The 24,949-nt window shown below is 69.3% G+C and carries 32 protein-coding genes; 19 read left to right on the top strand and 13 right to left on the bottom strand.

Features of this window, described 5'->3' with window-relative positions; translation table 11 throughout:
- Positions 1-7: 7 nt before the first annotated feature.
- The 8 genes from ABD705_RS06050 to ABD705_RS06020 form a co-directional block, all read right to left on the bottom strand.
- The gene (locus ABD705_RS06050; RefSeq protein ID WP_344781584.1) at positions 8-901 is read right to left on the bottom strand and encodes a M48 family metalloprotease; all 894 of its coding nucleotides are present in this window, start codon (positions 899-901) and stop codon (positions 8-10) included.
- A gap of 25 nt (positions 902-926) precedes the next feature.
- Positions 927-1,493, bottom strand: a complete 567-nt coding sequence (locus ABD705_RS06045; protein WP_344781581.1) for a LemA family protein — start codon at positions 1,491-1,493, stop codon at positions 927-929.
- Positions 1,494-1,576: 83 nt separating this feature from the next.
- The gene (locus ABD705_RS06040) at positions 1,577-2,890 is read right to left on the bottom strand and encodes a D-arabinono-1,4-lactone oxidase (RefSeq protein ID WP_344781579.1); all 1,314 of its coding nucleotides are present in this window, start codon (positions 2,888-2,890) and stop codon (positions 1,577-1,579) included.
- Positions 2,887-4,125: an alanine racemase gene (locus ABD705_RS06035; RefSeq protein ID WP_344781577.1), complete on the bottom strand. Its 1,239-nt coding sequence runs from the start codon at positions 4,123-4,125 to the stop codon at positions 2,887-2,889. Before ABD705_RS06035 ends, ABD705_RS06040 begins: the two co-directional genes overlap by 4 nt.
- 39 nt (positions 4,126-4,164) lie before the next feature.
- Entirely contained in the window at positions 4,165-4,668 is a 504-nt protein-coding gene (locus ABD705_RS06030) for an FHA domain-containing protein (RefSeq protein ID WP_344781575.1), read from the bottom strand.
- Positions 4,669-4,672: 4 nt separating this feature from the next.
- Positions 4,673-4,981, bottom strand: a complete 309-nt coding sequence (locus tag ABD705_RS16075) for a universal stress protein (protein ID WP_425562036.1) — start codon at positions 4,979-4,981, stop codon at positions 4,673-4,675.
- 114 nt (positions 4,982-5,095) lie between these two features.
- Positions 5,096-6,115 (bottom strand): SDR family oxidoreductase, encoded by a 1,020-nt coding sequence (locus ABD705_RS06025; protein ID WP_344781573.1) that lies wholly within the window; start codon positions 6,113-6,115, stop codon positions 5,096-5,098.
- 46 nt (positions 6,116-6,161) lie between these two features.
- Entirely contained in the window at positions 6,162-7,934 is a 1,773-nt protein-coding gene (locus ABD705_RS06020) for a glycoside hydrolase family 15 protein (protein WP_344781571.1), read from the bottom strand.
- Between the two features lie 147 nt (positions 7,935-8,081).
- Between ABD705_RS06020 and ABD705_RS06015 the strand changes: the two genes are divergently transcribed.
- From ABD705_RS06015 to ABD705_RS05985, 7 genes are read left to right on the top strand one after another with little or no spacing between them, the layout of a single operon-like run.
- Positions 8,082-8,549, top strand: a complete 468-nt coding sequence (locus tag ABD705_RS06015; RefSeq protein ID WP_344781570.1) for a hypothetical protein — start codon at positions 8,082-8,084, stop codon at positions 8,547-8,549.
- Positions 8,546-9,202: a gluconate 2-dehydrogenase subunit 3 family protein gene (locus tag ABD705_RS06010; RefSeq protein ID WP_344781568.1), complete on the top strand. Its 657-nt coding sequence runs from the start codon at positions 8,546-8,548 to the stop codon at positions 9,200-9,202. Before ABD705_RS06015 ends, ABD705_RS06010 begins: the two co-directional genes overlap by 4 nt.
- An 8-nt stretch (positions 9,203-9,210) precedes the next feature.
- Entirely contained in the window at positions 9,211-10,851 is a 1,641-nt protein-coding gene (locus ABD705_RS06005; protein WP_344781566.1) for a GMC family oxidoreductase, read from the top strand.
- Between the two features lie 13 nt (positions 10,852-10,864).
- Positions 10,865-12,691, top strand: coding sequence for a thiamine pyrophosphate-requiring protein (locus tag ABD705_RS06000; RefSeq protein WP_344781564.1), 1,827 nt, complete (start codon positions 10,865-10,867; stop codon positions 12,689-12,691).
- Between the two features lie 25 nt (positions 12,692-12,716).
- Positions 12,717-14,150: a sugar porter family MFS transporter gene (locus tag ABD705_RS05995; protein ID WP_344781562.1), complete on the top strand. Its 1,434-nt coding sequence runs from the start codon at positions 12,717-12,719 to the stop codon at positions 14,148-14,150.
- On the top strand, positions 14,122-15,225 hold the full coding sequence (locus ABD705_RS05990) for an enolase C-terminal domain-like protein (RefSeq protein ID WP_344781560.1): 1,104 nt from the start codon (positions 14,122-14,124) through the stop codon (positions 15,223-15,225). Before ABD705_RS05995 ends, ABD705_RS05990 begins: the two co-directional genes overlap by 29 nt.
- 16 nt (positions 15,226-15,241) lie before the next feature.
- Positions 15,242-15,502 (top strand): hypothetical protein, encoded by a 261-nt coding sequence (locus tag ABD705_RS05985; protein ID WP_344781558.1) that lies wholly within the window; start codon positions 15,242-15,244, stop codon positions 15,500-15,502.
- On the opposite strand, the gene ABD705_RS05980 is transcribed toward ABD705_RS05985, so the two are convergent.
- On the bottom strand, positions 15,496-15,765 hold the full coding sequence (locus ABD705_RS05980) for a DUF7218 family protein (RefSeq protein WP_344781556.1): 270 nt from the start codon (positions 15,763-15,765) through the stop codon (positions 15,496-15,498). The genes ABD705_RS05985 and ABD705_RS05980 overlap by 7 nt on opposite strands.
- Before the next feature lie 284 nt (positions 15,766-16,049).
- On the opposite strand from ABD705_RS05980, the gene ABD705_RS05975 reads away from it, so the two are divergent.
- The 7 genes from ABD705_RS05975 to ABD705_RS05945 all read left to right on the top strand — a co-directional run bounded on the left by ABD705_RS05975 (position 16,050) and on the right by ABD705_RS05945 (position 19,702).
- A complete protein-coding gene (locus tag ABD705_RS05975) occupies positions 16,050-16,223 on the top strand; it encodes a CsbD family protein (RefSeq protein WP_344781554.1) in 174 nt (57 codons plus the stop codon).
- 67 nt (positions 16,224-16,290) lie between these two features.
- On the top strand, positions 16,291-16,488 hold the full coding sequence (locus tag ABD705_RS05970; protein ID WP_344781552.1) for a hypothetical protein: 198 nt from the start codon (positions 16,291-16,293) through the stop codon (positions 16,486-16,488).
- A 119-nt stretch (positions 16,489-16,607) separates the two neighbouring features.
- Complete coding sequence (locus ABD705_RS05965) at positions 16,608-17,171, top strand: Dps family protein (protein WP_344781550.1); 564 nt, start codon at positions 16,608-16,610, stop codon at positions 17,169-17,171.
- 188 nt (positions 17,172-17,359) lie between these two features.
- On the top strand, positions 17,360-17,620 hold the full coding sequence (locus ABD705_RS05960) for a hypothetical protein (RefSeq protein ID WP_344781548.1): 261 nt from the start codon (positions 17,360-17,362) through the stop codon (positions 17,618-17,620).
- Positions 17,621-17,626: 6 nt separating this feature from the next.
- Positions 17,627-18,601: a DNA topoisomerase IB gene (locus ABD705_RS05955; RefSeq protein WP_344781546.1), complete on the top strand. Its 975-nt coding sequence runs from the start codon at positions 17,627-17,629 to the stop codon at positions 18,599-18,601.
- A 25-nt stretch (positions 18,602-18,626) separates the two neighbouring features.
- Positions 18,627-19,277, top strand: coding sequence for a response regulator transcription factor (locus ABD705_RS05950; protein WP_344781544.1), 651 nt, complete (start codon positions 18,627-18,629; stop codon positions 19,275-19,277).
- A 131-nt stretch (positions 19,278-19,408) separates the two neighbouring features.
- The gene (locus ABD705_RS05945) at positions 19,409-19,702 is read left to right on the top strand and encodes a hypothetical protein (protein WP_344781542.1); all 294 of its coding nucleotides are present in this window, start codon (positions 19,409-19,411) and stop codon (positions 19,700-19,702) included.
- Between the two features lie 16 nt (positions 19,703-19,718).
- On the opposite strand, the gene ABD705_RS05940 is transcribed toward ABD705_RS05945, so the two are convergent.
- Positions 19,719-20,603 carry an SDR family oxidoreductase gene (locus ABD705_RS05940; RefSeq protein WP_344782009.1) on the bottom strand — a complete coding sequence of 295 codons (885 nt, stop codon included), beginning with the start codon at positions 20,601-20,603 and terminating at the stop codon, positions 19,719-19,721.
- A gap of 203 nt (positions 20,604-20,806) precedes the next feature.
- Entirely contained in the window at positions 20,807-20,887 is an 81-nt protein-coding gene (locus tag ABD705_RS05935; RefSeq protein ID WP_344782007.1) for a DUF6766 family protein, read from the bottom strand.
- A gap of 299 nt (positions 20,888-21,186) precedes the next feature.
- On the opposite strand from ABD705_RS05935, the gene ABD705_RS05930 reads away from it, so the two are divergent.
- Positions 21,187-21,351, top strand: a complete 165-nt coding sequence (locus ABD705_RS05930; RefSeq protein ID WP_344781540.1) for a hypothetical protein — start codon at positions 21,187-21,189, stop codon at positions 21,349-21,351.
- Positions 21,352-21,432: 81 nt separating this feature from the next.
- Here ABD705_RS05930 and ABD705_RS05925 read toward each other — a convergent pair whose 3' ends face one another.
- Together ABD705_RS05925 and ABD705_RS05920 are read right to left on the bottom strand one after the other, a co-directional pair.
- The gene (locus ABD705_RS05925) at positions 21,433-21,960 is read right to left on the bottom strand and encodes a DUF6328 family protein (RefSeq protein WP_344781538.1); all 528 of its coding nucleotides are present in this window, start codon (positions 21,958-21,960) and stop codon (positions 21,433-21,435) included.
- Between the two features lie 62 nt (positions 21,961-22,022).
- Positions 22,023-22,370, bottom strand: a complete 348-nt coding sequence (locus ABD705_RS05920; RefSeq protein WP_344782005.1) for a DUF7882 family protein — start codon at positions 22,368-22,370, stop codon at positions 22,023-22,025.
- A gap of 209 nt (positions 22,371-22,579) precedes the next feature.
- Here ABD705_RS05920 and ABD705_RS05915 point away from each other — a divergent pair, with 209 nt between their 5' ends.
- The 4 genes from ABD705_RS05915 to ABD705_RS05900 all read left to right on the top strand — a co-directional run bounded on the left by ABD705_RS05915 (position 22,580) and on the right by ABD705_RS05900 (position 24,782).
- The gene (locus ABD705_RS05915; RefSeq protein WP_344781536.1) at positions 22,580-22,936 is read left to right on the top strand and encodes a DUF7882 family protein; all 357 of its coding nucleotides are present in this window, start codon (positions 22,580-22,582) and stop codon (positions 22,934-22,936) included.
- A gap of 95 nt (positions 22,937-23,031) precedes the next feature.
- A complete protein-coding gene (locus ABD705_RS05910; protein WP_344781534.1) occupies positions 23,032-23,358 on the top strand; it encodes a DUF7882 family protein in 327 nt (108 codons plus the stop codon).
- Positions 23,359-23,602: 244 nt separating this feature from the next.
- Positions 23,603-23,842 carry a hypothetical protein gene (locus tag ABD705_RS05905; protein WP_344781532.1) on the top strand — a complete coding sequence of 80 codons (240 nt, stop codon included), beginning with the start codon at positions 23,603-23,605 and terminating at the stop codon, positions 23,840-23,842.
- 208 nt (positions 23,843-24,050) lie between these two features.
- Complete coding sequence (locus tag ABD705_RS05900) at positions 24,051-24,782, top strand: hypothetical protein (protein WP_344781531.1); 732 nt, start codon at positions 24,051-24,053, stop codon at positions 24,780-24,782.
- Positions 24,783-24,949: the final 167 nt, after the last annotated feature.

The raw sequence follows: 24,949 nt of genomic DNA, 5'->3' as shown, positions 1-24,949 counted from the left end.
CCGCGACCTAGAACGAGCCGCCCATGGCGTGCAGCCGCTCGATGCGGTCGGGGATCGGCGGGTGGGTCGAGAACATCCGCTCCAGCGCGTTCGGGCGCAGCGGGTCGGCGATCCACAGGTGGGCCATCGACGTGTTGGCCCGCCGCAGCGGCCGGCCGCTGGTCTGCAGTTTCGCCAGCGCCGAGGCCAGTCCGTCCGGGTCGCGCGTGGTCAGCGCGCTGGTGGCGTCGGCCAGGTATTCCCGCTGGCGGGAGATCGCGGCCTGCACGACACCGGCCAGCAGCGGCGCGACGATGGCCGCCACGATGCCGAACAGCAGGAACACCAGCTGCGCCTGCCCACCGCCGTTGTTCGACCGGCGGCCACCGCCGAAGAACGCGACCCGCAGGAAGACGTCGGCGAGGATGCCGACGGCCACGACGAGCCCGAACACGATCATCGAGACGCGGATGTCGTAGTTGCGGATGTGGCCGAGCTCGTGGCCGAGCACGCCCTCCAGCTCGCGATCGGTCATGATCTCGAACAGCCCGGTGGTCACGGTGATCGCCGCCTGGTCGGGTCGCCGCCCGGTCGCGAAGGCGTTCGGGGCTTCGTCGGTGACCACGAAGAGCCGCGGCATCGGCGTGCCGGTGGTGATGCACAGGTTCTCGACGAGCCGGAAGTACCGCGGCGCATCTTCCTTCGTGACCTCGAACGCTCCGGACAGCGCCAGCGCCTGCCGGTCGGCGAAGAAGTACTGCACGGTCGCGTAGCCGAAGGCGAAGATCAGGATGAACGCGGTGATCCACCAGTTGTTGCCCGCCAGCCAGCCGGCGACTGCGCCGACCGCGCCCAGCAGCAGGATGAATGCGGTGAGGATGAACCAGGTGTTGCGCTTATTGCGCGCGATCGCGGAGTACATCAGTCACCCGCGCGGCCGGCTCGGGTCAAAACTGCACGCGCGGAGGCTCCGCGATGGCGGCGCCGTCGACGACCTCGAAGAACTCGCGCTCGGTGAAGCCGAGGTTGCGCGCGAACAGGTTGTTCGGGAACACCTTGATCTTGGTGTTCAGCTCGCGCACGCCGCCGTTGTAGAAGCGGCGGGATGCCTGGATCTTGTCCTCGGTGTCGACGATGGCCTGCTGCAGCTGCAGGAAGTTCTGGCTCGCCTGCAGCTGCGGGTATGCCTCGGCCACGGCGAACAGCGACTTCAGCGCCTGCTGCATGTGTCCCTCGGCCACACCTGCCGCGGCGGGGCCACCGGCACTCAGTGTCTCAGCCCGCGCCTGGGTGACGTTCTCGAACACGGCCTTCTCGTGCGCCGCATAGCCCTTGACCGATTCGATGAGGTTCGGCAGCAGGTCGGCGCGCCGCTTGAGCTGGACGGTGATGTCGCTCCACGCCTCGTCCACGCGCACGTTCAGCTGCACGAGCGAGTTGTAGGTCGCCCACAGGTAGATCCCGATGATCAGGATCAGCGCGACGACGACTACTACCGGGATCAACCATTCCATTGCACGGGACTCCGTTCGGTTCGCTCAACATTCTAACGGTGCACTGCCCCCGCTCCCCCGGCCCGGCGCCTGACTCTCAGCCGTTACCCACCGAGCACGCGGCGCAGATAGGCGTTCTCGAAGCGCCGGTCCGGGTCGAGCCGGTCGCGCAGCCGGACGAAGTCGTCGAAGCGCGGATACCGCTCACGCAAGGCCGCGGCATCCAGCGTGTGCATCTTGCCCCAGTGCGGACGGCCGCCGTGCGCGAGCATGATCTGCTCGACGGCCTGGAAGTACTCGGTCGGATTCTCGCGCCAGTACCGGTGCACCGCGATGTAGGCGGACGCACGGCCGTACGCCGTGGACAGCCACAGGTCATCGGCGGCGGCGAAGCGCACCTCGACGGGGAAGGAGATGCGCCAGCCGCGCTCCTCGATCAGCGCCCGCAGCGCGTCGAAGGCCGGACGGAGGTTGTCGGCCGGCAGCGCGTACTCCATCTCGCGGAAGCGCACGCCGCGGTGCTGGGTGAACACCCGGTGCGAGAAGTCGGTGTACTCGCGGTCGCCGGTCAGCCGGACCGCCAAGCGCGAGACCGACGGCACGACCGCCGGCACGGCGGAGCCGACCGCGCAGGTCAGCGCATACACGCCGTTGGAGAGCAGCTCCTCGTCGACCCACCGGCCGGCCGTCGGCAGCGGGTGGCGCGGCGCATCGGCGGGCAGCCGCATGTTCGTCTTCGACAGCGCCACGTCGGTGTGCGGGAACCAGTAGAACTCGAAGTGGTCCGCTTCGGCGGCGCGCCGGGTGACGATCTGCAGCAGCGCGGCCAGCGGGCCCGGCGAATCGACGGCGTGCAGGACGAACGCCGGCACGCACTGGATCGTCAGCTCGACGAGGATGCCCAGGGCTCCGAGTCCCAGCGCCACGGCCGGCAGCAGCTCGGTGTTCTTCTCGTCGTCGACGGTGAGCAGCTCGCCGTCCGCGGTGACCAGCACCGCCCCGACGACCTGCGCCGCCAGACCCCGGTAGCGCGCGCCGGTGCCGTGCGTGCCGGTCGAGACGGCGCCGGCGATCGTCTGCCGGTCGATGTCGCCCAGGTTCGTCATCGCGAGCCCGTACGGGGCCAGCAGGCCGGGTACGGCGTGCAGCGGGGTGCCGGCGCGCAGCGTGACCCGGGACCGCTCCCGGTCGACGCGGACCACGCCGGTCAGCTCGCGCAGGTCCAGCTGCACACCCGGCGCGACGGCGATGCCGCTGAAGCTGTGTCCGGCGCCGACCGCCTTGATCGGCAGCCCGCGCCGGGCGGCCGCCTGCACGGCACGCCGCACGGCGTCGGTGCCGGTGGGCACCTCCACGCGCTGGGGCCGGGCCGTCGCCGACCGCCCCCAGTTGCGCCATTGCCCGCCCGGCCGGGTCATAGGAACGCCATCCCTTCGCCGCGGTACGTGGGCGCCTGGCCCACGACGGCCCCATCGTCGATGAGCAGAGCCGTGTTGACCCGCTCCGCGAGCTCACCGCTCTTGGCGTGGCGGAACCAGACCCGGTCACCGATGCGCAAGCTGTGTGCCGCGTCGCCCTGCAGCGGCGTCTGCACCTCCCCCGCGCCCTCGCGGGCCAGGGTGTGCAGGCCCTCGGGCCACACCGGCATCGGCTGGCGCGACGCGACCGCCGGACCCGACGCGACCCACCCACCGCCGAGCACCGTGACGATGTCGGCGGCCGGCTTGCGCACGACTTCGAGCGCGAATGCGGCCGCCGGCGCGGGTTCGAAGATGCGGTAGCGGTCGAACAGATGCCCGGCGAGCAGGCCGCTGCCGGCGGTGACCTCGGTGACGGATTGATCGGATGCCGTCAGCTCGAGCGATCCGGTGCCGCCGCCGTTGACGAATTCGAGCGGGGCGATCTCGCGCAGTGCGCCGACGATGCCGGCCCGCCGCACCAGCAGCTCCTGCCCGGACCGGCTCTGCATCCAGCGGATCATCGGGTCGCCGATGCCTTCGTGGTCGGGCGTGCCGGCGATCTGCGCCTCGTACATCATGAGTCCGACCAGGGTGAATCCGGCGCGTGCGGTGATCGCGCGGGCCAGATTCGCGACCTCGCCGACGTCGTGGACGGGTGAGCGGCGCACGCCGAGATGGCCGAGCACCGGCACGCGCCACGAGGCGTCGGCGTCGATGCACAGCCGCAGTCGGGCACGGCGGCCGGGGGCGGCGACGGCGTCGACGATGTCGAGCTGGTCGATGCTGTCGACCATGATCGCGATGCGCGCCGCGGCATCCTCATCGGCGGCCAGGCGGCCGATCGCGTCGCGGTCGACGCTCGGGTACCCCACGACGATGTCGTCGTCGCCGTGCGCGGCCAGCCACAGGGCCTCGGGCAGCGTGAAGGCGAGGACGCCCTGATAGCCGGGCAGCGCGAGGGCCCCGCCGATGACCTCGCGGATGCGGACGGACTTGCTGGCGACCCGGATGGGCACGCCGCCGGCACGCACCAGCATGTCGAGGGCGTTGTAGCGCAGCGCCGCCAGGTTCACGGCGGCCACCGGCCCGGACCGGTCGGCGATGGCCTCGGTCATCGCGGGCCAGTAGGCGGCCGGGTCACGCCCCGGGCGGTCCGCATCGGGCTGCGTTCGAGACAGCAGGTCGAGGCTCATCGGTTCGGGCTCCTTCGCGCATCGACGACTGCCCTCAGCTTATGCCGGTGCCGATCGGTCGGTGTGCGAGCCCCGCACGTCGTCGGCCGCGTCGCCCGAGTAGTCCGGTCGCGGCTCCTGCGGGGATTGGATGCCGCTGGACCCCTCACCGCCTTCGATCCCGCCGTGCGGGCGACCATGGTCGGCGAACTCCTCGCGCATGTAGACGAAGCTCCAGCTGCCGAGCGTGAAGCGCGCACCCATGCGCAGCACCTCGCCCAACGCGCCGTCCACGCTCTGAATCGGCTCCAGCCGTGCGCTGGTCTGGCCCGCCGCGTGCGGAACGTACACGAACTCGTCACCCTCGTCGTGGATGATCTCGGCCGCGATCGGGTCGAGCCCCTTGAGCCGGATGTCGGCGTCGGCCCCCGAGCCGATGCGGGTCACCGCCGCCGTCAGGCGGATCGTCCGACGCGTGTCTTCGCCGGTGAGGATCACGCGCGGATCGCCGGCACCCCAGTCCGCGTGCGTGGTCAGATTCTCGATGTCCTTCTCTGTGCTCACGATGTCAGTCCTCCGTCATTCGTCCGCCGACGGGGCCGCCGGCGGCATGATCAGGATGGGGCACGATGCGGCATAGATCAACCGATGCGCGAGCACCGGCGACCTCATGCTCTCCTGTGTGCGCGGAGCGTCCAGCACCAGCAGGGCGGCTCCCGCCGACTCGGTCAGGAGCACCGAGCGGGGCGCGCCGCGGAGGCCGCCACGCCTGCAGGGCGATCAGGTCCGCGCTCCGCGCCCGCGCCTCGGCCGCGGCGGCGGTCAGCGCCTGCGGCGACCCGCTCGAGGCGCTCACTGCTGCGATCACGTGTGCCATGTCGATCCCTCGATTCTGTTCACCGCCGGATCACCCGTCGGCGCCGCCGCGACCGGCGCCGCTCCGCCATCTCTCCTTCCCTGCGGGCCGCACCGGGTGCGGCATCCCATCGATTCAGCGCCGCTTCTTCCCATACACGGCCAGGGCACCGACGACGGCCGCGGCTCCGGCGGAGGCGAGCAGCCCGTGACGCTGCGATGCCCACACCTGGATGCTGCGGGTGACCGCACGATCGTCGAAGCTGCCGTGCAGTCCGTAGTCGCGCCCGCCAGGCCCGTCGGCGGGCTCCCACAGGTTCGTGGGTCTGTCCTGCGGCTGCGGTCGGTCGACCTGCTGGGAGGAGTAGCCGGTGCGGGCCAGATAGCGATCCATCAGGCCCGGCGCGATCGCATTGACCGCCAGGGTCATCGCGGTGCTCCCCCCGACCCAGTACTCGCGCCGCCGCGGATGGTCGGCGGCATACAGCACGGCGCGGGCGGCCAGCTCGGTCTGGTAGATCGGCGGCACCGGCTGAGCCGGCTGCGGCAGCCGGTTGATCACCCAGTCGAACTGCGGGGTGTTCACCGCCGGCATCTGCGGCATCGTGACGCGAACATGGCTCCTGTTGTGGCGCAGCTCGCAGCGCAGTGATTCATGGAACCCCTGGATGGCATGCTTCGACCCGCAGTAGGCGGTCTGCAGCGGGATGCCCCGGTATGCCAGCGCCGAGCCGACCTGCACGATCGTGCCGTGATCGCGCGGCAGCATCCGCTTCAGCGCGGCCATCGTGGCGTAGACGTACCCGAGATAGTTCACCTCGGTCACCCGCTTGTATTCGGCGGGAGTGATGTCGGTGAACTCGGCGAACACCGACGTGAACGCGACGTTGACCCACACGTCGATCGGGCCCAAGGCCTCCTCGATCGCTTCGGCCGCCGCCTCGACCTGCTCCGGCGACGACACGTCCGTCGGGACGGCCAGCGCCGTTCCTCCGGCCGCTTCGATCTCGCGCGCCGCGCCGGAAAGGCCGGCGTCTCCCCGAGCCAGCAACGCCACCCGGTCACCCCGGGCGCCGAACGCCTGCGCGCTGGCCCGTCCAATGCCGCCGCTCGCCCCCGTGACGACGACGACCTGACCTGCATGCGGTGCGTTCATGATGACCTCCTCTGCGATGGGTGGGTGGGGATGCCGGTGGGCTCGCTCACGGTGCCGACCATGGAGCCGCCAGAGTGTGGGCGGTCTCCAGCATCAGCGCATGCACGAACGCCTGCGGAAGGTTGCCGCGCATCTGCCGCTGCGCGGTGTCGTACTCCTCGGAGAAGAGTCCCGGCGGGCCGCACGCCGCGCGGTTGCGTTCGAACCACCGATTCGCCTCGACGTCGCGGCCCTGCTGGTGGAGGGCGAGACTCGTCACGAATCCGCACAGCAGGAATGCGCCCTCCGCTTCGCCGAGGTCGCGGTCATCGTGGCGGAAGCGATACATGAACAGGTCCCTTCCGAGCTCATCCAGCGTCGCGTCCAGCGTCGCCAGGGTCCGCGGATCGTCCGGGGGTACCGCGCCGCGCAGCGCGGGGATCAGCAGGGCGCAATCCACCCGCGCGTCGTCGGGGCTGCGCTGCCAGCGCCCGCTGGGGTGCAGGCAGTCGGCGGATGTCTCGGCCAGGATACTGTCGGCGAGCGCGTTCCATCGCGCGCCGTCAGCCGCCGGGGCGTGCGCGGCGATCGCGCGCAGGCCTGCCGCGCAGGCCAGCCGCGAATGCGCCCACCGGGCGTCGGCGAGCTCCCAGATGCCGGCGTCGGGCTCGGTCCGCCGCCGCTCGATCGCGGCGACCGCCTGCAGGGCCGCCTGCCACTGCTGCCCGTCGAGCCGATCGGCAGCAGCGGCGGCCGCGAACAGCGAGAGCGCCTCGCCGAACGCGTCCAGCTGGAACTGCGAGTTCACCCAGTTGCCAACTTTGTCCGAGCCGCCCGGATAGCCCGCCAGATCGAGGGTGCGCTCGGCGGGGACGCTCTGGCCCGTGATCGTGTATGCCGGCCGCAGTGCCGGCCCGTCCTCCAGCAGCCGCTCCGCCACGAAGCGCACCGCGTCGTCCAGGAGCGCGAACCTGCCGCACGCGGCCGCTGCTTGCCCGGCATAGCACTGATCGCGGATCCAGGCGTACCGGTAGTCGTAATTGCGATCCCGGCCGGCGTGCTCGGGGAGGGACATCGTGGCGCCGGCCACCATGCCTCCGCCGGCAGAGGTGAGACCTCGCAGCACCGCATAGGAATGGCGCGCGTCGGCGTCGGCGATCGTGTCCGAGAACGGTGGCACAGCACGCTCCCAGCTGGCCCGAGTCGCCGCCCAGGCGCGGTCGACGTCGGCCGGCGGGCCGTTCAGCGGGGCATCCGAGACCTCCAGCACGAGGTCATGGTGCCCGCCGGCGTCGACGGCCACCGAGAAGCGGAACCCGTCCTGGTGGGCGGCGCCGGCTGGTGCCCCGCGGAAGCGGAGGTGCAGCGGCCCGCACTGCGCAGTGAACACGCCGCCGTGGCGGGAGATGTCGCTCATCCCGTCGTCGCCGAAGCGCGCCCGCGGGTCCAGGACGACGTCGACGCGAGCGTCACCGTCCACCGCATTGATCCGCCGCAGCAGCGTCGCCGTGTGCGCATCACCGGGGAACGCCAGCGCCTCGCAGCACTCGATGGTCTGCGACGTGGTCACCCAACGGCTGTGCCAGATCAGGCTGCCGGGCTCGTAATAGCCTCCCCACACGTATGGCTGAGCGCTGGGCGTGACCGCGTACGCCCCGTCGCCCCCGATCAGGGTGGAGAAGACCGCGTCGGAGTCCCAGCGGGGTGCACACATCCATACGATGTCGCCGCGCGGACCGACCAGCCCCGCCCGCTGCCCGTCCGCGATCAGGGCGTACTCGCGCAGCAAGTGCAGCGGGAACCGCTGCGCACCCAGGTGTCCGGGACTGCTCGATGGCATCGAAAACCCTCCGCCCGTGTCAGACGATGGATGCCGGTGTACACCCGGATCGACGAATTGGCTACCCCCTTGTCCGACGCCTTCGACGGCGCGCACGCTCGCCAATACGCCGCGGCACGAAGGGTGCCGCGGGGATTGTGAGGCACCATGTTCGTACGCCGCCCGGCCGCCGGAGTGGAGGATGTCGTCTACGGCATCGATCGGATCGTGCGTGATGTGCGCTCCGGCCGATTCGAGCGGAGCCTGGCCGCGCTGACGGCGGGCGGGGCCCTCGTGACGGCCGCCGAGATCTTCTTCGAGCACGACAAGGCGAGCTTCGGGAACCGCTGGATGTGGGTGCCCGTCGTGCTCGGGCCGGTCGGTGCCGCCGCCGGGGTGGCGGGGGTGTGCAGTCGGCGCGCCGCGAAGACGGTGCTGCCGCTGGTCTCGGCGACGATCGTCGTCAACGGCCTGCAGGGGCTGTGGCTGCACGCCCGCGGGATCCGGCAGAAGCCGGGCGGATGGCGCAACTTCCGCTACAACATGGAGATGGGGCCGCCGCTGATGGCCCCGCTGCTGGTCACCCTCGTCGGTGGCATGGGCGTGCTGGCGGCGATCCTGAGGCGAGAGAAGTGAGCGCGCTGCCCCTGGAGCCGCACGACGGCGGCGGCCGCTTCCCCGGGTTCGACGTCGCCGCGCGGGCGCGCCATTGGGACGACGCGACCCGTGCGGTCGTGCAGGGCCGTCTGGGCCGGCAGCCGGCGATGCGGTTCTTCACCCAGACCGAAGAGGCGGCCGCCTGCGCCCTGTTCGATCAGCTGCTCCACCAGCGCAGCGAGCCGCGGATCCCGGTCGTGCAGATGGTGGACGTGCGGCTGGCCGAAGACCAGACCGACGGCTGGCACTACCGCACGATGCCCCCGGACGGGCAGGCCTGGCGCGATTCTCTGGCCGGCTTGGACACCGACGCTCGCGCCGCCCATGACCTGACGTTCGTCCAGTGCCGGTGGGCGCAGCAGCATGACATGCTGCAGCGGATCCAGGACCTCGCCACGGACCGCTGGCACGGGATGGTCGCGGCGCAGGTCTGGAGCCTCTGGACGCGCTACGCCTGCACGGCGTTCTATTCACACCCGTGGGCCTGGAACGAGATCGGGTTCGACGGACCGGCCTATCCGCGCGGCTACAAGAACCTGGGTGTGGGCAAGCGGGAGTCGTTCGAGGTGGCCGATGCGCATCCGCACCACGATCCGGTCGCCTCCCGGCGCCGGACGCGGGGCGCGTCATGAGCCGCGTCATGAGCACGGTGCGCGCCCGGAATGACTCCGCCTGGCTGCTGAGCCCGGACGGGTCCGCACTGGCGCCCGGACTGCGTGAGGGCATGCGCACCTTCGCCGACGAAGACGAGGTCGATCTCGTGATCGTCGGCTGCGGGGCCGGCGGGGCGACGTTCCTGCAGCGCGTGGCGCGGGCGGGGATGTCGGTCGTGGGCATGGACGCAGGTCCCTTCTGGGATCCCGAGACGGACTGGGTCAGTGACGAGGCCGGCTCGCACGACCTGTACTGGACCGAGCCGCGCGAGCTCGGCGGTGACGACCCGGTCCCCCTCGGCTCGAACAACTCCGGCCGCGGCGTCGGCGGCTCCATGGTCCACTACGCCGGCTATACGCCGCGGTTCCATCCGAGCGACTTCCGCACGCAGTCCTGCGACGGCGTCGGCGCCGACTGGCCGATCGCCTACTCGGACCTGAAGCCGTTCTACGAGCAGATCGAGGGCGAGCTGCCGGTCTCGGGTCAATCCTGGCCGTGGGGCGACCCGCATTCCTATCCCTACAGTCCGCATCCGGTCTCGGGCAACGGCGAGGTCTTCCAGCGCGGCGCCGAGGCTGCGGGCATCACCACCCGGGTCGGCCCGGTGGCCATCACCAGCGGCCGCTTCGGCAATCGGCCGCACTGCATCTACCGCGGCTTCTGCCTGCAGGGGTGCAAGGTCAACGCGAAGGCGTCGCCGCTGATCACGCACGTCCCCGACGCGCTCGCGCACGGCGCCGAGGTGCGGCCCGACTCGATGGTCACGCGGGTCGAGATCGATCAGCGCACCGGCCGGGCCACCGGCGTGCACTATGTGCGCGACGGGGTGCAGCGCTTTCAGCGCGCCCGCACCGTCGCCGTGGCCGGCTATTCCATCGAGACCCCGCGGCTGCTGCTGAACTCGGCGTCGGCCCGCTTCCCCGACGGACTGTGCAACGATTTCGACCAGGTCGGGCGCTACCTCATGGTGCAGGGCGCACCGCAGACGGCCGGTCGCTTCGCCGACGAGGTGCGGATGTGGAAGGGCCCGCCGCCCGAGGTCAGCACCGAGCAGTTCTACGAGACCGATCCGACCAAGCCCTACCAGCGCGGCTTCTCGGTGCAGACCGTCTCACCGCTGCCGATCACCTGGGCCGAGCACGTCGCGGCGCAGGGCCATTGGGGCGCGACGCTGCGCGACTACATGAGCGACTACGTCCACTGGGCGTGCCTGGGTGCGCTGTGCGAGTTCCTGCCGCGCCGGCAGAACCGGGTGACGCTGGCCGAGCAGAAGGACCGGCACGGGATGCCGATCGCCCGGTTCGACTACACCCAGGGCGAGAACGACAAGGCGCTCGTCGGCGCCGCGACGGCCGTGATGGAGGACATCCTCACCGCAGCCGGTGCCCAGGAGGTCATCACGATCGACCGCTACGCGCATCTGGTCGGGGGCGCCCGAATGGCCGCGACCGAGCACGACGGGGTCGTCGACGCCGACTGCCGCAGCTTCGCAGTGCCCAACCTGCTGATCGTGGACGGGAGCGTGCTGCCCACCCAGGGCAGCGCGAACCCGGCCCTGACGATCATGGCGATCGCCGCCCGTGCCGCGGCGCGATTCATCGATGAGCCGGATGGCACCGGCCGCTAGAGAAGGGACAGTCATGACAACCGTGAGCGACTTCGTGATCCAGCGGATCAGGCAGTGGGGGGTCAGCCGGGTCTTCGCCTTCCCCGGCGACGGGATCGGCGAGTTCGACGGGGCTCTGGGCGCGGCGCAGCGTGCAGGCGATGGATTGCAGTACGTGCGTCCGACGCACGAGGAGATCTGCGCGCTGATGGCGACCGCCCACGCGAAGTTCACCGGTGAGGTCGGCGTCTGCATCGCGACCTCGAGCCCGGGCGCCTTCCATCTGCTCAACGGCCTCTACGACGCCCAGATGGACAACCAGCCGGTCGTCGCGATCATCGGGCAGCAGGGTCTGGACGCGCTGGGCACGTTCACCCAGCAGGAGAGCAATCTGGAGCGGATGCTGGCCGATGTCGCCGTCTACGTGCAGACCGTCGTCTCCCCCGCGCAGGCCCAGGCCGTGCTCGACACGGCGTTCCGCACTGCGCGGGTCCGGCTCGGGCCTGCCGTCGTGGTGCTGCCGCACGACGTGCAGGGCATGGCGATGCCCGAGCTGGCACCGCAGAACTGGGTGTCCCGGTCGAGCGCGGTCGCCCCGTCGATCGCGATCACGCCGCCGGAGACCGACATCCGGCAGGCGGCATCCATCATCAACGCCGGCAACCGGGTGACGTTCCTGGTCGGGCACGGCGCGACCGGCGCGACCGACGAGGTGCTCAAGGCCGCCGAGCTGTGCGGCGCGGGCATCATCACGACGCTGCGGGCCAAGCAGGTGGTGCCCTCCGACGTCGCGCATCACTCACAGCAGCTGGGACTGCTCGGGTCGCTGCCCAGCGTGCACCAGATGAGCGGATGCGACACCCTGGTGCTACTCGGCACCAACTATCCGTACGGCCAGTTCCTGCCGCCGACAGGACAGGCACGGGCCATCCAGGTCGATCTCAAGCCGGAGCAGATGGGACTGCGCTACCCGACCGAGCTGAACCTGTGGGGCGACGTGAAAGCCACCCTGACGGCGCTCATCCCGCACCTCGATGCCAAGCGCGACCACAGCTGGCAGACCGCTGTCGCCGATGAGATGGTCGAGTGGGAGAGCGAGATGGAGGCGCAGGCGCTCGTCGGCTATGAGGACGGCGTCAATCCGCGGCGGGTCTACCACGAGCTCAACAAGCGCCTCCCGCCCCAGGCGATCGTGACGGCCGATGCTGGCTCGACCGCTGACTGGTACGGCCATCACATCCGGCTGCGCCGCGGCATGCGGGGCGACCTGTCCGGCCGGCTTGCGAGCATGCTGGCCGCCATGCCGTATGCGACCGCGGCGAAGTTCGCCTACCCGGATCGCTGTGTGATCTGCACGATCGGTGACGGCGCGTTCCAGATGCTGGGCCTGAACGAGCTGATCACGATCAAGAAGTACGCGCAGGAATGGGAGAACCCGCAGCTGATCATCATGGTGCTGCACAACGACGACCTCACCCAGGTGTCGTGGGAGATGCGCACCGAGGACGCCAACCCGGTATGGCCCGAATCGCAGGATGTCGAATCCGTCGACTACGCCGGATGGGCGCAGCTGCTCGGGTTCACCGGCATCCAGGTGCGCACCGATGACGAGGTCGGCGCCGCCTGGGACGCGGCGTTCGCCAATCACGGCGTCACCCTCATCGACGCCTATACGAGCAAGAACGTGCCGCCCCTTCCACCGCACATCACGCTCGAGTTCGCCAAGAACACGGCCGAGGCGCTGCTGAAGGGCGACCCGGAAGAACCGGCGGTGCTGGTGGATTCGGCGAAGGCCCTGGTCACGGAAGGCATCGAGCGCATCAAGGACACGCTTCATCACGACAAGAAGCGGGACGACTGACGCCGCCCCGACAAGGGAGCAGATCATGAGTGACTTCGTCAGCGGGATGCGCGCGAGTGGGAACGGCCTGCTGTTGCGCATCTCGATCATCGCCGCGATCGGCGGACTGCTGTTCGGCTTCGACACCGGGATAATCTCGGGGGCTCTGCTGTTCGTGAAGAAGGATCTGCACGCGAACTCGGTGGCGCAGGAGTGGATCGTCTCGGTGCTGCTGCTCGGCGCGATCCTCGGTGCTATCGTGTCCGGCTACCTGGCCGACAAGCTCAGCCGCAAATGGACCAAGGTGATCTCCGGTTGCGTCTATGTGGTCGGTGCACTCGGCTGCGCGTTCGCCGTCACGATCCCGATGCTGATCGCGTTCCGCTTCGTGCTCGGCCTGTCGGTGGGGACGGCGTCCTTCGTCGCCCCGTTGTACATCGCCGAGGTCTCGCCGCCGCGCGTGCGCGGCGGGCTGGTCTCCTTCAATCAGCTGCTGGTCACCCTGGGCATCCTGCTGGCCTATCTGGTCAACTTCGCGTTCTCGAATGTGCCCGACGGATGGCGGTGGATGCTGGGGGTCGGTGCGATTCCCGGCGCCGCCCTGGCGGTCGGCATGCTCACGGTGCCGCACACCCCGCGGTGGCTGATGGAGCAGGGTCGTGAGGATGACGCGCGCGACGTGCTGACCAGGCTGCGCGGCTCGGATCCGGATGCCGACATCGACAAGGAGATCCGGGGCATCCAGGAGGCGAAGCAGAAGGAGGAATCGACGACGTTGCGCGACCTGCTGCGGCCGAACATCCGGCCGCTGATCTGGATCGGCATCGGCCTGGCCGTCTTCCAGCAGTTCGTCGGCATCAACACCGTGATCTACTACGCGCCCACGATCTTGTCCAAGACCGGCCTGACCGACAACGCCGCGATCACGCAGACGGTCTTCGTCGGGGTCACCAACGTCGTGTTCACGATCGTCGCGGTCCTGCTGCTGGACAAGGTGGGACGACGGATGCTGCTGCTGATCGGCACCGCGGGCCTCACCGTCGCCATCGTGTTCCTGGGTGTCTTCTTCGCCTCCCCCGCGCTGCAGCATGACGCGAGCTACCTCGCGCTGATCGCGCTGCTGGTCTACATCGCCTCGTTCGCGGTCGGTCTGGGACCAGTGTTCTGGCTGATGATCTCCGAGATCTATCCCACCGGCGTCCGCAGCAAGGCCATGTCGGTGGCGACCGTGTTCAATTGGGCCGCGAACTTCGTGGTCGCCGGGACGTTCCTGACGCTGATCTCGCTGATCAGTCGGCAGGGCACGTTCTTCCTCTTCGGCGGGCTCGGCGTCTTTGCGTTCCTGTTCTTCGCCTGGAAGGTGCCGGAGACCAAGGACAAGTCTCTGGAACAGATCCAGGACGAGCTGGTCGGTGCGCGCGCCGGGGGTTCGCGAGACGAAGGAGCAGGCGATGACGGATCCGCAGATCGATCGTCTTGACGTGCAGGCGTACACGGTCCCGACCGATGGGCCCGAGGCAGACGGCACTATCGCCTGGGACTCGACGACGATGGTGCTCGTGCAGCTGCATTCCGGCGGGGTCGTCGGCACCGGGTGGACGTACGGCGCGACCGAGTGCGCCGCGGTGATCCGGACCACCCTGGCGCCGCTGGTGGTCGGGAACAGTGCGCTGGAGACCGGCCGCTGCTTCGAGAAGATGGTCAAGGCCGTGCGCAACAGCGGTCGGCAGGGGGCGATCGGCTACGCGATCTCGGCGGTCGACACGGCGCTGTGGGATCTGAAGGCGCGCCTGTTCGATATGCCCCTGTACCGGCTGCTCGGTGCCGTGCACGACGCGGTCCCGGTGTACGGCAGCGGCGGCTTCACGACCTACTCGGATCAGCGGCTCGCGCAGCAGCTGGGCGGCTGGGTGCACGACGAGGGCATCCCGCGCGTGAAGATCAAGATCGGTCAGTCCTGGGGCACGGCGGTGCCTCGGGACCTGGAGCGGATGCGGCGGGCGCGGAGCGTCATCGGTCCGGACGCCGAGCTGTACGTGGATGCGAACGGCGCATACACGCGCAAGCAGGCCATCCGCCTCGCGCGCGCCGCCGCAGACCTCGACCTGCGATGGTTCGAAGAGCCGGTGTCCTCCGACGATCTCGACGGTCTGCGGGAAGTCCGCGACGCGGTCGACACCGATGTCACGGCGGGTGAATACGGGTTCGACCTCGTCTACTTCCGCCGGATGTGCCAGGCGCAGGCCGTGGACTGTCTGCAGATCGACGCCTCACGCTGCGGCGGCATCACGGAATGGATGCGCGCTGCTGCCGTGGCCGCCTCATACGGTCTCGACGTGTCCGCCCACTGCAGCCCGCACCTGCATGCCCACGTCGCCGCGGCGACACCGAACCTGCGTCACCTGGAGTGGTTCCACGACCACGTCCGGATCGAAACGCGCTTCTTCGACGGCGCGCTGGATCCGCAGGGCGGGACGCTGACGCTGGACGCGGCGGCACCCGGCACCGGTCTGACCCTGCGCGCCGGTGACGTCGCACCATATCGGACCGGCTAGCGGGAAGGAGCCGCACGTGAGTTGGCAGAACGAGGTCGAGCGGCCCTGGATCGGCATGACGGACGAGTCGATGACCGATGTCGAACAGGCGCGCGCAGATCTCGCCGAGGACGTGATCGCGCTGAAGACGAAGCTGCATCGCGCCGCCCGACTGCGTCACCGCCTCATACCGGTCGTGGGCACAGTCCGCATCCGGCGGATCGCGATCGCCGCGGCGGTTGCGATCGGTGCGGTGGTGCTCGTCCGCGCGCTCGAGCGCAGCCGGGCGCGTCAGTGATTGCGGAGCATGTCGATGAGCTGCGCCTTGGTCTTGCCCGAGTACCCGTGCAGCCCCAGCTCCTTCGCGCGTGCCCGCAGCTGCGCCACGGTGCGGTCCGCATAGTCGGCAGCTTCGCCGCCGCGGCGCCCGACTCGGCTGCGGCCCTGGGCTGCCGCCGCGTTGGAGATGCGAGCCGCCTTGCTCTTGGAGGCGCCGTCGTCGCGCAGCTCTTCGTACAGTTCGGGGTCCTTCAGGCTGTTGGGTGTGGATGTGCGCGGCATCGTCACTTTCCTTCGTCTCGTGGGAGTCCGTCTCGTGCGTGGCACCCACGCTAGGTTCGGAACTTCCGGGTGGAAAGGGCATTGACAACCTCGCCGCAGATGCGTACCGGCCCGCCACGCGGGAGTTCACGCCGACAACGCCCCCACCAGGACGATCGACACTCCTGCCCCGCCGCTATCTCACGCGGGCGCAATAGTCAAGCCGGTCGCGGTGTGCCGCCCCACCGCACACGATGGAAGCTCAACGCGATACATCACGACCGGATGAGAAGGGGAATGAACCGATGGGTGCAGACGACAAGATCAAGGCCGCGACCGAGAAGGGCACCGGAAAGGTGAAGGAGTCCGTCGGACACGTGTCGGACGACGAGAAGCTCGTCGCGGAGGGCAAGGCCGACCAGGCCAAGGGCCACCTGCGCGATGCCGCTGAGAACATCAAGGACGCATTCAAGAAGTAGTCGACCGGGTGCGGGGCAGGCCCCCAGCGGCCTGCCCCGCACCATCTGGATGGAAAGGGCTTCGCTCATGAGTGAGCAGCAGCCGTCACACCTGGACCTGCGGACGGCCACCGTTCGCGAGCTTCTCGTCGAACTCGACACCGTCGAGAAGGCCCGCGCACTCGGGGACTGCCACCGGCTCCGATCGCAGGAGCGCGGAGTCTGCGTCGAGTTGGCGCGGCGCCGAAAGTCCGACCGCCATCAGTCGATCTTCGACAGCGTGTGACACCTGCCGGCGCGCGGCGACGGTGCCCGAGGTCTGCACCGCCTTAGCACCGCACGCCAGGCGGTGCAATCCCCGCGTGAATGCCGGGATGTGTTCGTATCGTGGCGCCAGGAGGAATCATGAGCATCGACACGAAGAAGACCAGCCCGAAGAAGTCGAAGGCCCGCCGCGGTCAGTCGGACGGGATCGAAGACCGGCTGACCGCCGAACAGAACGCGGAGTCGGGCTTCGCCGCGTCGCAGAAGCTGAGCGGACACCTGCAGGCCGTACTGGTCGACCTGATCGAACTCGCGCTGCAGGGCAAACAGGCGCATTGGAACGTCGTCGGCCCGAACTTCCGCGACACGCATCTGCAGCTGGATGAGATCGTCGTGGCCGCCCGAGTGTTCGCCGACACGATCGCCGAGCGGATGCGCTCGCTGCATGCGCTGCCCGATGGCCGCAGCGACATCGTGTCCACGACCACGACCCTGCCGACCATCGAGCAGGGCGAACTCGCGACGCCGGTCGTGATCGGGGTGATGACCAAGCGGCTCGACGCCGTCGCCGACACGTGCCGCCGGGTGCACGACGACGTGGACGCAGAGGACCCGACCAGCGCCGACATCCTGCACACGATTCTGGAGCGCATCGAACAGCTCTCCTGGATGGTGAGCGCGGAGAACCGCGAACCACGAGGCTGAGCGGGCTGGGCGTCGCTGCGGCGGGCCACCTAGCACCGCGCGCCCACCGAAGTCAACCCCGCACGCGTTCTCGAAAGGGGATGCCAGGATTCTGGCCGAGGGGCAAGGAGGTCCCGCGACCACTCGGGTTGCGTCGCGGGACCGACCCTCGCAGACGAAGCAGGTGCTTCAGAATCGGAGCGGGTCTGATGGGTGAGTCATCGGGTGAGCTGGCCAGGGACCTGAGCCAGGCCACCATTCGCGAGTTGCTGATCGCTCTCGAGCAGGTCGAGAAGCGGCGCGAGAGCGGGGACTGCTTCTCGCTCCGCTCACGAGAGCGGGCGCTGACCGCCGAACTCGCACGGCGCCGCCAGAACATGAACGCCTGCCCACGCCCGGCCAGCGGCCGTCCCGTGTCGCCTGCCGGCGCGCCGCAGAAGGACACGCCGCTCCCCAGCTCGGTGGAGTGAACCGCCATGGCCAGGCTCGCGCGGGTCCGGCCACGCGTCGACGCCGGCTACCGGCGGGTACGTGCCGGGTCCGGCTTCCGCTATCTCGACGAGAGCGGCCGCGATGTGGCCCGCGCAGACCGGCGGCGCATCCGGGGGCTCGCCATCCCGCCGGCATGGGAAGACGTGTGGATCTCGGCTGCACCGCTGGGCCATATCCAGGCGGTCGGCACCGATGAGGCCGGCCGTACCCAGTACCTCTATCACCCCCGCTGGCGAGCCTGCCAAGACCGCGGCAAGTTCGCCCGCGCGCTGGCGCTGGCCGAAGCCCTGCCCCGTGCCCGGGGCCACGTCACCTCGGCACTGCGCCGAGGAACGCTCGACCGCGATCACGCCTTGGCGGTCGCCTTCCGGCTACTCGACGAGGCGGCGCCGCGCGTTGGTTCCGATCGGTACCTTGCGCGCCACGGCAGTCGGGGGCTGACCACCCTGCGGCGGCGCGACGCCGTGATCGCGGCATCCACCGTGACGCTGTCGTTCCCGGCCAAGAGCGGACGCCGTGCGCTCCTGGAGATCGACGACGCCGACCTCGCGGCCGCACTGCAGGCACTGACTGTCGGGGCCCCGCGCGCTCCGTTGCTGTGGTACCTGGTCGGGCGCCGACACGTCCGGCTGACGCCCGCCGACGTGAACGCGCATATCCGCGAGATCACGGGCGGCGACTTCACCGCGAAGGACTTCCGCACCCTGCACGGCACGATCCTCGCCGCCGACGCGCTCGCGCAGATCGGCCCAGCGGACGACGCCCGCATGCGAAAGCACGCCGAGGCGCTGGCCGTGCGGGCGGTGGCGCAGTCGCTGGGCAATACCCCGGCGGTCGCCCGCGGCAGCTACATAGCTCCGGGCGTCTTCACGGCCTACCGGACGGGGCGTCTTCTCGAACTCGGGCCACGTCCGGAGTCGGCGATCCGCCGCCTCCTGATCGACGGCCGGTCAGGATGAGGGTGCGTGCGCTACAGTGACGCACGTGGACCAGATCCGGATCGCGGTGGTCAACGACTATCAGGTCGTCGTCGAGGGAGTGGCGGCGATGCTGCGCAGCTACAGCGATCTCGTGCGGGTGGTCGAGCTCGATGCGAACGAGGATGTCGAGCAGACGGTGGACATCGCCCTCTACGACACATTCGCCGCGTTCCCCGGTGATCACCGCGACGTCCGCCGCCTGGTCGAGAACCGCCGCGCACGACGCGTGGCCGTGTACACATGGAACCTCGACGGAGACCTCATCCAGGCCTCACTCGACCACGGCGCGGATGCGTATCTGTCCAAAGCGCTGCCGGCGGCCAAGCTGGTGGAAGCGCTGATCGCGGTGCACGCCGGAGGCCAGCCGGATGATGGGCGGCCGCGCCGGTTCGCCGCACCCGTCGGCAACGACTGGCCGGGTCGCGAGGAAGGCATGACGCTGCGCGAAAGCGAGGTCCTCGCTCTCATCACGCAGGGATTCTCCAACGACGAGATCGCCGAGCGGATGCATCTCTCGGTCAACTCGGTCAAGACGCACATCCGCACCTGCTACCGCCGGATCGGGGTCGGTGATCGGGCCAATGCGGTGCTCTGGGGCGTCGACCACGGCTTCCGTCCGGCCAAGGCGGCGGCCACCGCGCATCCACCGCGCTAGCACGGCACGCGCTGTCCTGCAATCCCCGTGCGTCGGGCGGGAGCGGCCCGTAACGTTGTGCACGGAGACCCGATGAGCAGTGACACAGACACATCGACCGGCACAGGCCGTGACGGGCCGACGGAGACGCCATGAGGGACCTCGTCGTCGCGGGCGGGCGCTTCCACACCACCAACGACGTCGCGGACGCCGTTCTCCTTTACGAGCATGCGCTCCGCGACGCGGGCACCTCCGACGTCGTGACGATCCCGATCGCCGCCGGCGGACGTCTGCGCAGCTGTTCGGTCGTGCTGGGCGGGACGGATGTCGCGAGCGAGGATTCGCCCCCCGATGCGGATGTCCTGACCGGAGCATCCGAGGCCGCCGCGCGGATCAAGGATCTGGCGCGGCGGCTGCTGGGCGCGTCCGCAGAGGAAGTCCCCTGACGGGAGGCGCCCCCGGTCACAGCGGTTTTCCCCCGGTCACCGGCAGTACGGCACCGGAGACATACGAGGCCTCCTCCGAGGCGAGGTAGACGTAGGCACCCGCCACCTCCGCGGGCTGCCCGGCACGCCCCAGAGGCGTGTCCTGGCCGAATGCGTTCAGCTTCTGGTCGTCCCAGCCGGTCGCCGGGATGAGAGGCGTCCAGATCGGCCCCGGTGCCACCGCGTTCACCCGCACGCCTGCGGGACCGAGCTCCTCGGCCAGGGCTCGGACGAACGCGACCTGCGCGGCCTTGGTCATGGCGTAGTCGATCAGGGTCGGCGACGGCTGGAACGCCTGGATCGACGCCGTCACGATGATCGACGCCCCGGCCTCCAGGTGTGGCACGGCCGCCCGCGCCGTGAACATGAGACCGTAGAGATTGGTCCGCAGCACCCGATCGAATTCAGCCGTCTCCAGGGTCGCGAGGCCGGCCCGGTCCTTCTGATACCCGGCATTGAGCACCAGGATGTCGAGGCCGCCCAGTCCGGTGCGGGTCCGGTCGACGATCTGCGCGGCGAACGCCTCGTCCCGCACATCGCCGGGCAGGCTGAGCCCCTCGCGTCCGGCGTCACGGATGAGGCGGACGGTCTCATCGGCGTCCCCTTGCTCCTCCGGCAGATGAGCGATCGCGACGTCGGCCCCCTCACGGGCGAAGGCTATCGCGACCGCACGGCCGATGCCGGAGTCGCCTCCTGTGACGAGCGCCTTGCGTCCCCGCAGCCGCCCATGGCCGCGGTAGCTCTGCTCACCATGATCGGGTCGGGGCCATGTCTGATCGAGCTGGCCGGGTTGATCCTGCCCCTGGCCGGGATAGCCCTCCTCCCGATACTCGTCGCGCGGATCATCGGCATTGTTCGGCATGCTCATGACCGTCCTCTTCCTCACGTCCTCACGTGGTCGCTTCCTCGTCAGGCTACGGACGACGCCGTCCCACGACGAGGCCCTTGACAAGGGGCGGCTCGCGCGGGCCCGCCCTCCGCGTCGACGCGGACTGGTCCTCGCCGCGGCGATCTCGCAGGACTGTCGGAGCGCGAGCCCGGCGGCAGCGACACCGGAGACCGCCGTCACTCCGATTCGACCGACGTCTCGTGGTGCGGCGTGCCGACGGGCTTGGACTCGGCCGAGCCACGCTGACGCAGGAAGATCGCCCGAAGAGGATGCTGAGGGCGTTGTCCCGTAGGTGCCGCATGTCAGCGTCCCATCAGCGGGATGATGATCATGACGGCCCGGCCGGTGTGGCCCGCGTCCCGATCACTCGTCATGTCGGGTTTGGCCGCGCGCGCACGGGGCGTGACACGAGGCCCGGGCACGACAGGCGCCACGTCCGCGTGCCGTGCTAGCACGCCTGCCGAGGATGTTCAACCGGGTGTGCCGCCGCCTGCTGGACTGGCAGATTGGGGTACCGGACGTCGGCGCCACGGCTCGACGCAGAAGAGGAGTCGCCATGAATATCGTACTCGCCATCATCGTCGTCATCGCCATCATCGTGGCCATCTTCAGCGGGCTCAACGCCGCCCTGTCATGGTTGCTGTGGGTGGCGATCATCGTCGGCATCATCGCGCTGATCGCGTTCCTGTTCCGACTGGTCGGCGGACGCAACCGCGTATGACGCGCATGATCTGCGGCGCCGCGCGGCCGGCCGGCCACGCGGCGCCGCAGTTCGCAATGCGCAGGACGATCGCGGCGCTCCTCAGCGGCGGGTCGTCTGCGATGCCCGGCGCTCCAGGGCCGGCACGAGCCACAGCAACATGGCCAGCACGACCGCCCCGCAGACCCAGCCGAGCACACTGCTGCTCCACACCACGTCTGCGATCAGCAGCACGATGCCCGACGTGAGCAGCGCGGTCAGGCCGACGTTCACGCGCAGGAGCTTGTCGCCCGTGGCCACCAGGAGTGGTTTTCGGTGTCGACGGAAGAGACCGCGGTGCAACGCGACGGCCGCCAGACCGATCCCCGTCGCGAATGCGGCGAGAAATACAAGCACGATGTAGATCACCAGTTGCAGGGTCCCCAGCTCGGTGAAGCGCTGTTGAAACGGCAGTGTCAGCAGGAATCCCGCGATCAGCTGTGTTCCGGTCTGGGTGACCCGGAGTTCTTGCAGCAGGTCGCTCCAGTTCCGGTCCGCTCGTTCTGCCGCTGTCTCGTTCCGGTCACGGGCCTCGCCGCGCATGCCCCCGGTCGATTCCTCGGATCCGGCCGAGGACCTCGTGTCGTCCATCTCGCCAGGATCGCACCGCATGCCCGAGCCGTCCACGGGCTTGTCTTCTCCGACGGCAGCGGCTATTCCTGCGGCGATCGGGCGGCATCGGCCGCGGCGGCCGGCGCGATGTCGATGTGCTCGGCGATCAGCTGGATCCCACCGGAGGTATTGGCCGAGTTCGCCAGGTCGCGCAGGAACTCCCGGTTCAGTTCCGGCGGCTGCGGTTCATCGAACACGAACCGCAGCGGTATCGACGGATGCAGCCACACGGTGGAGCGACCACGCGGCTCACCGTCCGGGTGCTGCCATGACAGGGTGAAGCTCTCGCCGCGCCGCAGCTTGGTCGCGATGACGACCTTCAAGTGTGCCAGCGCACGGTCCTCGATATGGATCGCTGTGTCGGGACCGCCGTAATACATCGTGCCCATGGTGCTGCCGCTCCGCTTCATCAGGTCGCCTGGACGGTGAGCAATAAACTCCCCGGCCAAGTATGGGCCCATTCGCGAGCTCGACGGCGTTGCACCGGCACAGTGGTCTGCACGATATTGTGAGGCAGAGCGAGGCGGAACGAAGCGAATGCCCAGAACTGAGGCGCAAAAGCGGTGCGACGTCGTAAAACCGGAGGAGAAGCTGCACCATGGGCCAATTCATCTACGAGGAATCCGTCAAGACCGAGATCGAGGATCGTGCCCTCTTCCACCTGCAATTCGTGATCGTCGACAAGCTGCGCCGCAACGAGGCGTTCCCGTTCACCTGGTTCGATGATCCGTCCTACGGGCAAGGGCGCACGACGGTGTGGCTGAGCTCGCAGTCGAACATAGTGTTCAAGTACTACGGCAGTCGCCAGCCGGAACTGAACCGGGTGTGGCTGGAGGCGCTGGCCGTCGAGGCCAATTCCCTCTCCGGCCTTCGGCTCAGTCGGGAACCGACCGCCGCCGAGCCGCTCGCAGGGATGGCAGAGCGGGAGGAGCCGCTTCCCTCGGCGGCCGAGTGAACCGTCCTCGCGAAGACCCTTCGCGGCGGGAATTTCACCCCGAAGGGTGAGGCCGCCAAAGCTACAGTGACGACTGTGGATGACTTCCGAACCGCATGCAGATGGGGTACCTGAGCTATGAGGGCCGGGTCAAGATGGATATCGATGACCGGCCCCTCGCCCATCTCCAGATCATCATCTCCGACAAGCTGCGCCGCCGCGAACCCGTCACCTTCACCTGGTACGAGGAGCCGAGCGTAGGCGGCGGCCGCGTCACGATATGGATCAATCAAAGCTCGTCACTCGTGTTCAAGTACCACGGCAGCCGGCCGCCGAGCATCAACCGGGCCTGGCTCGAGCTGCTCGCTGAGGCGGCGAATGCGGTCGGCGGACTGCGGCTGGTGCAGGAACCCGCCGGCGTCGCGAGTGAATCCGCCGGTTGAGCATGCGCGCTCGTATCGCCTATACGCCAACCGACAGCCGGGATCAATCCCCTTCTACGTCGACCCGGCCCTCGCCGATGATTCCACCATGGGGTTGCTTCGTTCCGTCGGTCGGCCTGCATGCGCGCCCACACCGGATGTCCCCATCCGGCGTCGCAGAGGCGCGAGCACCGCTGATGCGGTGATCGCGGGCGCGATCGACGGAACGACAGCAGGCCAACACCCGAGAGGAAGGGAAGACACCATGAGCGACGCGAGGGACCCACGAGGTCAGGGCGACGTTGCGGAGCAGGACCCGGCGCCGGCGCTTTTCCACGACCCTCCCCCGGATCAGGAGCGAACCGACCTCCAGGACGCCGATCTGCTGACGGCAGATCTCGGCCCCGACGGCCAGGGCGACCTCGCACCCGAGGATGACGTCGACAGCGAGGATCTCGGCGCCGACGACGGGCCCGACGGCCTGCGCATCGCCGACGAGCCATGATGCGCCACCCGGTCGCCCGCGCGGCCGCGTGAATCAGGAGCGGCCGGCATGCTGCTGTCGGGTGATGCACCGGGCACGGCGACGCACCGGCCCTGACAGATGCGCCGGGGCCCGTCAAGCCCCTTCCCGCCCACGCCTGTCCGCGGGATCGTGGTGTCGAGGACCAGGGCTCGCCGCCTCGCTGCCTCGACACCAGGAGTGTGAGCTAATGGCAGACCATGCCGAGCCATCGAGCCAAGACGCCGAGGAGGGCGGGGCCGGTGAGAGGCGGACCGCACGGCCCGAGCACCGCTGGCCCGTGGTCGTCGGCGTGCTCATCGCCCTCGCCCTGTACACCTTCCTGCCGAGCGGTCTGTTCGCCGCGCAGCGCTATGTCGTGGTGGCGATCGGGCTGCTGCTCCTGATCCCCTTGATCGCGATCAACCCGCACCACTATGTGAAAGAGACGCGACTGTCCCGGCTCGGCGAGCTCGGTCTGGCGCTGGTGATCGTCGCCGCGAACCAGCTCACACTCGTGCTGCTGATCATGCAGCTCGTGCAGAAGTCGACGGGAGGCAGCGGCTTGCTGCTGGCCGCACTGCAGGTGTGGGTGACGAATGTCATCGGCTTCGCGCTGGTGTTCTGGTGCATCGACCGTGCGGGCCCGGTCGCGCGCACCACGGTGCCGCGCTCGAAGATGCGGGCCGCGGACTTCCGCTTTCCCCAGGACGAGGATGAGGACACCATCGACGAGGTGGCGAAGGGCTCCTCGGCCATGAGCGATTGGGTGCCGGCCTTCGTCGACTACCTCTACTTTTCGCTGAGCAACTCGATGGCCTTCAGCGCGACCGACACGATGCCCTTGTCGACGCGGGCGAAGGCCTTGATGGCACTCGAGTCCTTCGCCGGTTTCGTCCTGCTGGCCGTCGTGATAGCGCAGGCCGTCTCACAGATCGGGTGATGCCCGCGAAATGCGGGCACGCCATGGGCGAAGCACCGGGCCCATCGGTGCCGGTTGTGCGATACCCTGTCGCTGGTCGACACCTTTCGGCGCGTCGAGTCCCCAGCTCGATCAGTGCCTGTTCCCCAGACGTGGCCGCGTCGGGAGATGCTCAACCCATGGTGGGT

The organism is Microbacterium kribbense, assembly GCF_039537285.1.
Taxonomy (GTDB): domain Bacteria; phylum Actinomycetota; class Actinomycetes; order Actinomycetales; family Microbacteriaceae; genus Microbacterium; species Microbacterium kribbense.
Note: the sequence above shows the minus strand (reverse complement) of the source record. Positions and strands in the feature narration are given on the sequence as shown.

Bases quoted from the DNA above. Each gene is read 5' to 3' on its own strand.
- ABD705_RS06050 (WP_344781584.1), bottom strand. From the start codon at position 901: ATGTACTCCGCGATCGCGCGCAATAAGCGCAACACCTGGTTCATCCTC.
- ABD705_RS06045 (WP_344781581.1), bottom strand. From the start codon at position 1,493: ATGGAATGGTTGATCCCGGTAGTAGTCGTCGTCGCGCTGATCCTGATC.
- ABD705_RS06040 (WP_344781579.1), bottom strand. From the start codon at position 2,890: ATGACCCGGCCGGGCGGGCAATGGCGCAACTGGGGGCGGTCGGCGACG.
- ABD705_RS06035 (WP_344781577.1), bottom strand. From the start codon at position 4,125: ATGAGCCTCGACCTGCTGTCTCGAACGCAGCCCGATGCGGACCGCCCG.
- ABD705_RS16075 (WP_425562036.1), bottom strand. From the start codon at position 4,981: ATGGCACACGTGATCGCAGCAGTGAGCGCCTCGAGCGGGTCGCCGCAG.
- ABD705_RS06025 (WP_344781573.1), bottom strand. From the start codon at position 6,115: ATGAACGCACCGCATGCAGGTCAGGTCGTCGTCGTCACGGGGGCGAGC.
- ABD705_RS06020 (WP_344781571.1), bottom strand. From the start codon at position 7,934: ATGCCATCGAGCAGTCCCGGACACCTGGGTGCGCAGCGGTTCCCGCTG.
- ABD705_RS06015 (WP_344781570.1), top strand. From the start codon at position 8,082: ATGTTCGTACGCCGCCCGGCCGCCGGAGTGGAGGATGTCGTCTACGGC.
- ABD705_RS06005 (WP_344781566.1), top strand. From the start codon at position 9,211: ATGAGCACGGTGCGCGCCCGGAATGACTCCGCCTGGCTGCTGAGCCCG.
- ABD705_RS06000 (WP_344781564.1), top strand. From the start codon at position 10,865: ATGACAACCGTGAGCGACTTCGTGATCCAGCGGATCAGGCAGTGGGGG.
- ABD705_RS05995 (WP_344781562.1), top strand. From the start codon at position 12,717: ATGAGTGACTTCGTCAGCGGGATGCGCGCGAGTGGGAACGGCCTGCTG.
- ABD705_RS05990 (WP_344781560.1), top strand. From the start codon at position 14,122: ATGACGGATCCGCAGATCGATCGTCTTGACGTGCAGGCGTACACGGTC.
- ABD705_RS05980 (WP_344781556.1), bottom strand. From the start codon at position 15,765: ATGCCGCGCACATCCACACCCAACAGCCTGAAGGACCCCGAACTGTAC.
- ABD705_RS05975 (WP_344781554.1), top strand. From the start codon at position 16,050: ATGGGTGCAGACGACAAGATCAAGGCCGCGACCGAGAAGGGCACCGGA.
- ABD705_RS05970 (WP_344781552.1), top strand. From the start codon at position 16,291: ATGAGTGAGCAGCAGCCGTCACACCTGGACCTGCGGACGGCCACCGTT.
- ABD705_RS05965 (WP_344781550.1), top strand. From the start codon at position 16,608: ATGAGCATCGACACGAAGAAGACCAGCCCGAAGAAGTCGAAGGCCCGC.
- ABD705_RS05960 (WP_344781548.1), top strand. From the start codon at position 17,360: ATGGGTGAGTCATCGGGTGAGCTGGCCAGGGACCTGAGCCAGGCCACC.
- ABD705_RS05955 (WP_344781546.1), top strand. From the start codon at position 17,627: ATGGCCAGGCTCGCGCGGGTCCGGCCACGCGTCGACGCCGGCTACCGG.
- ABD705_RS05945 (WP_344781542.1), top strand. From the start codon at position 19,409: ATGAGGGACCTCGTCGTCGCGGGCGGGCGCTTCCACACCACCAACGAC.
- ABD705_RS05940 (WP_344782009.1), bottom strand. From the start codon at position 20,603: ATGCCGAACAATGCCGATGATCCGCGCGACGAGTATCGGGAGGAGGGC.
- ABD705_RS05930 (WP_344781540.1), top strand. From the start codon at position 21,187: ATGAATATCGTACTCGCCATCATCGTCGTCATCGCCATCATCGTGGCC.
- ABD705_RS05925 (WP_344781538.1), bottom strand. From the start codon at position 21,960: ATGGACGACACGAGGTCCTCGGCCGGATCCGAGGAATCGACCGGGGGC.
- ABD705_RS05920 (WP_344782005.1), bottom strand. From the start codon at position 22,370: ATGGGCACGATGTATTACGGCGGTCCCGACACAGCGATCCATATCGAG.
- ABD705_RS05915 (WP_344781536.1), top strand. From the start codon at position 22,580: ATGGGCCAATTCATCTACGAGGAATCCGTCAAGACCGAGATCGAGGAT.
- ABD705_RS05910 (WP_344781534.1), top strand. From the start codon at position 23,032: ATGCAGATGGGGTACCTGAGCTATGAGGGCCGGGTCAAGATGGATATC.
- ABD705_RS05905 (WP_344781532.1), top strand. From the start codon at position 23,603: ATGAGCGACGCGAGGGACCCACGAGGTCAGGGCGACGTTGCGGAGCAG.
- ABD705_RS05900 (WP_344781531.1), top strand. From the start codon at position 24,051: ATGGCAGACCATGCCGAGCCATCGAGCCAAGACGCCGAGGAGGGCGGG.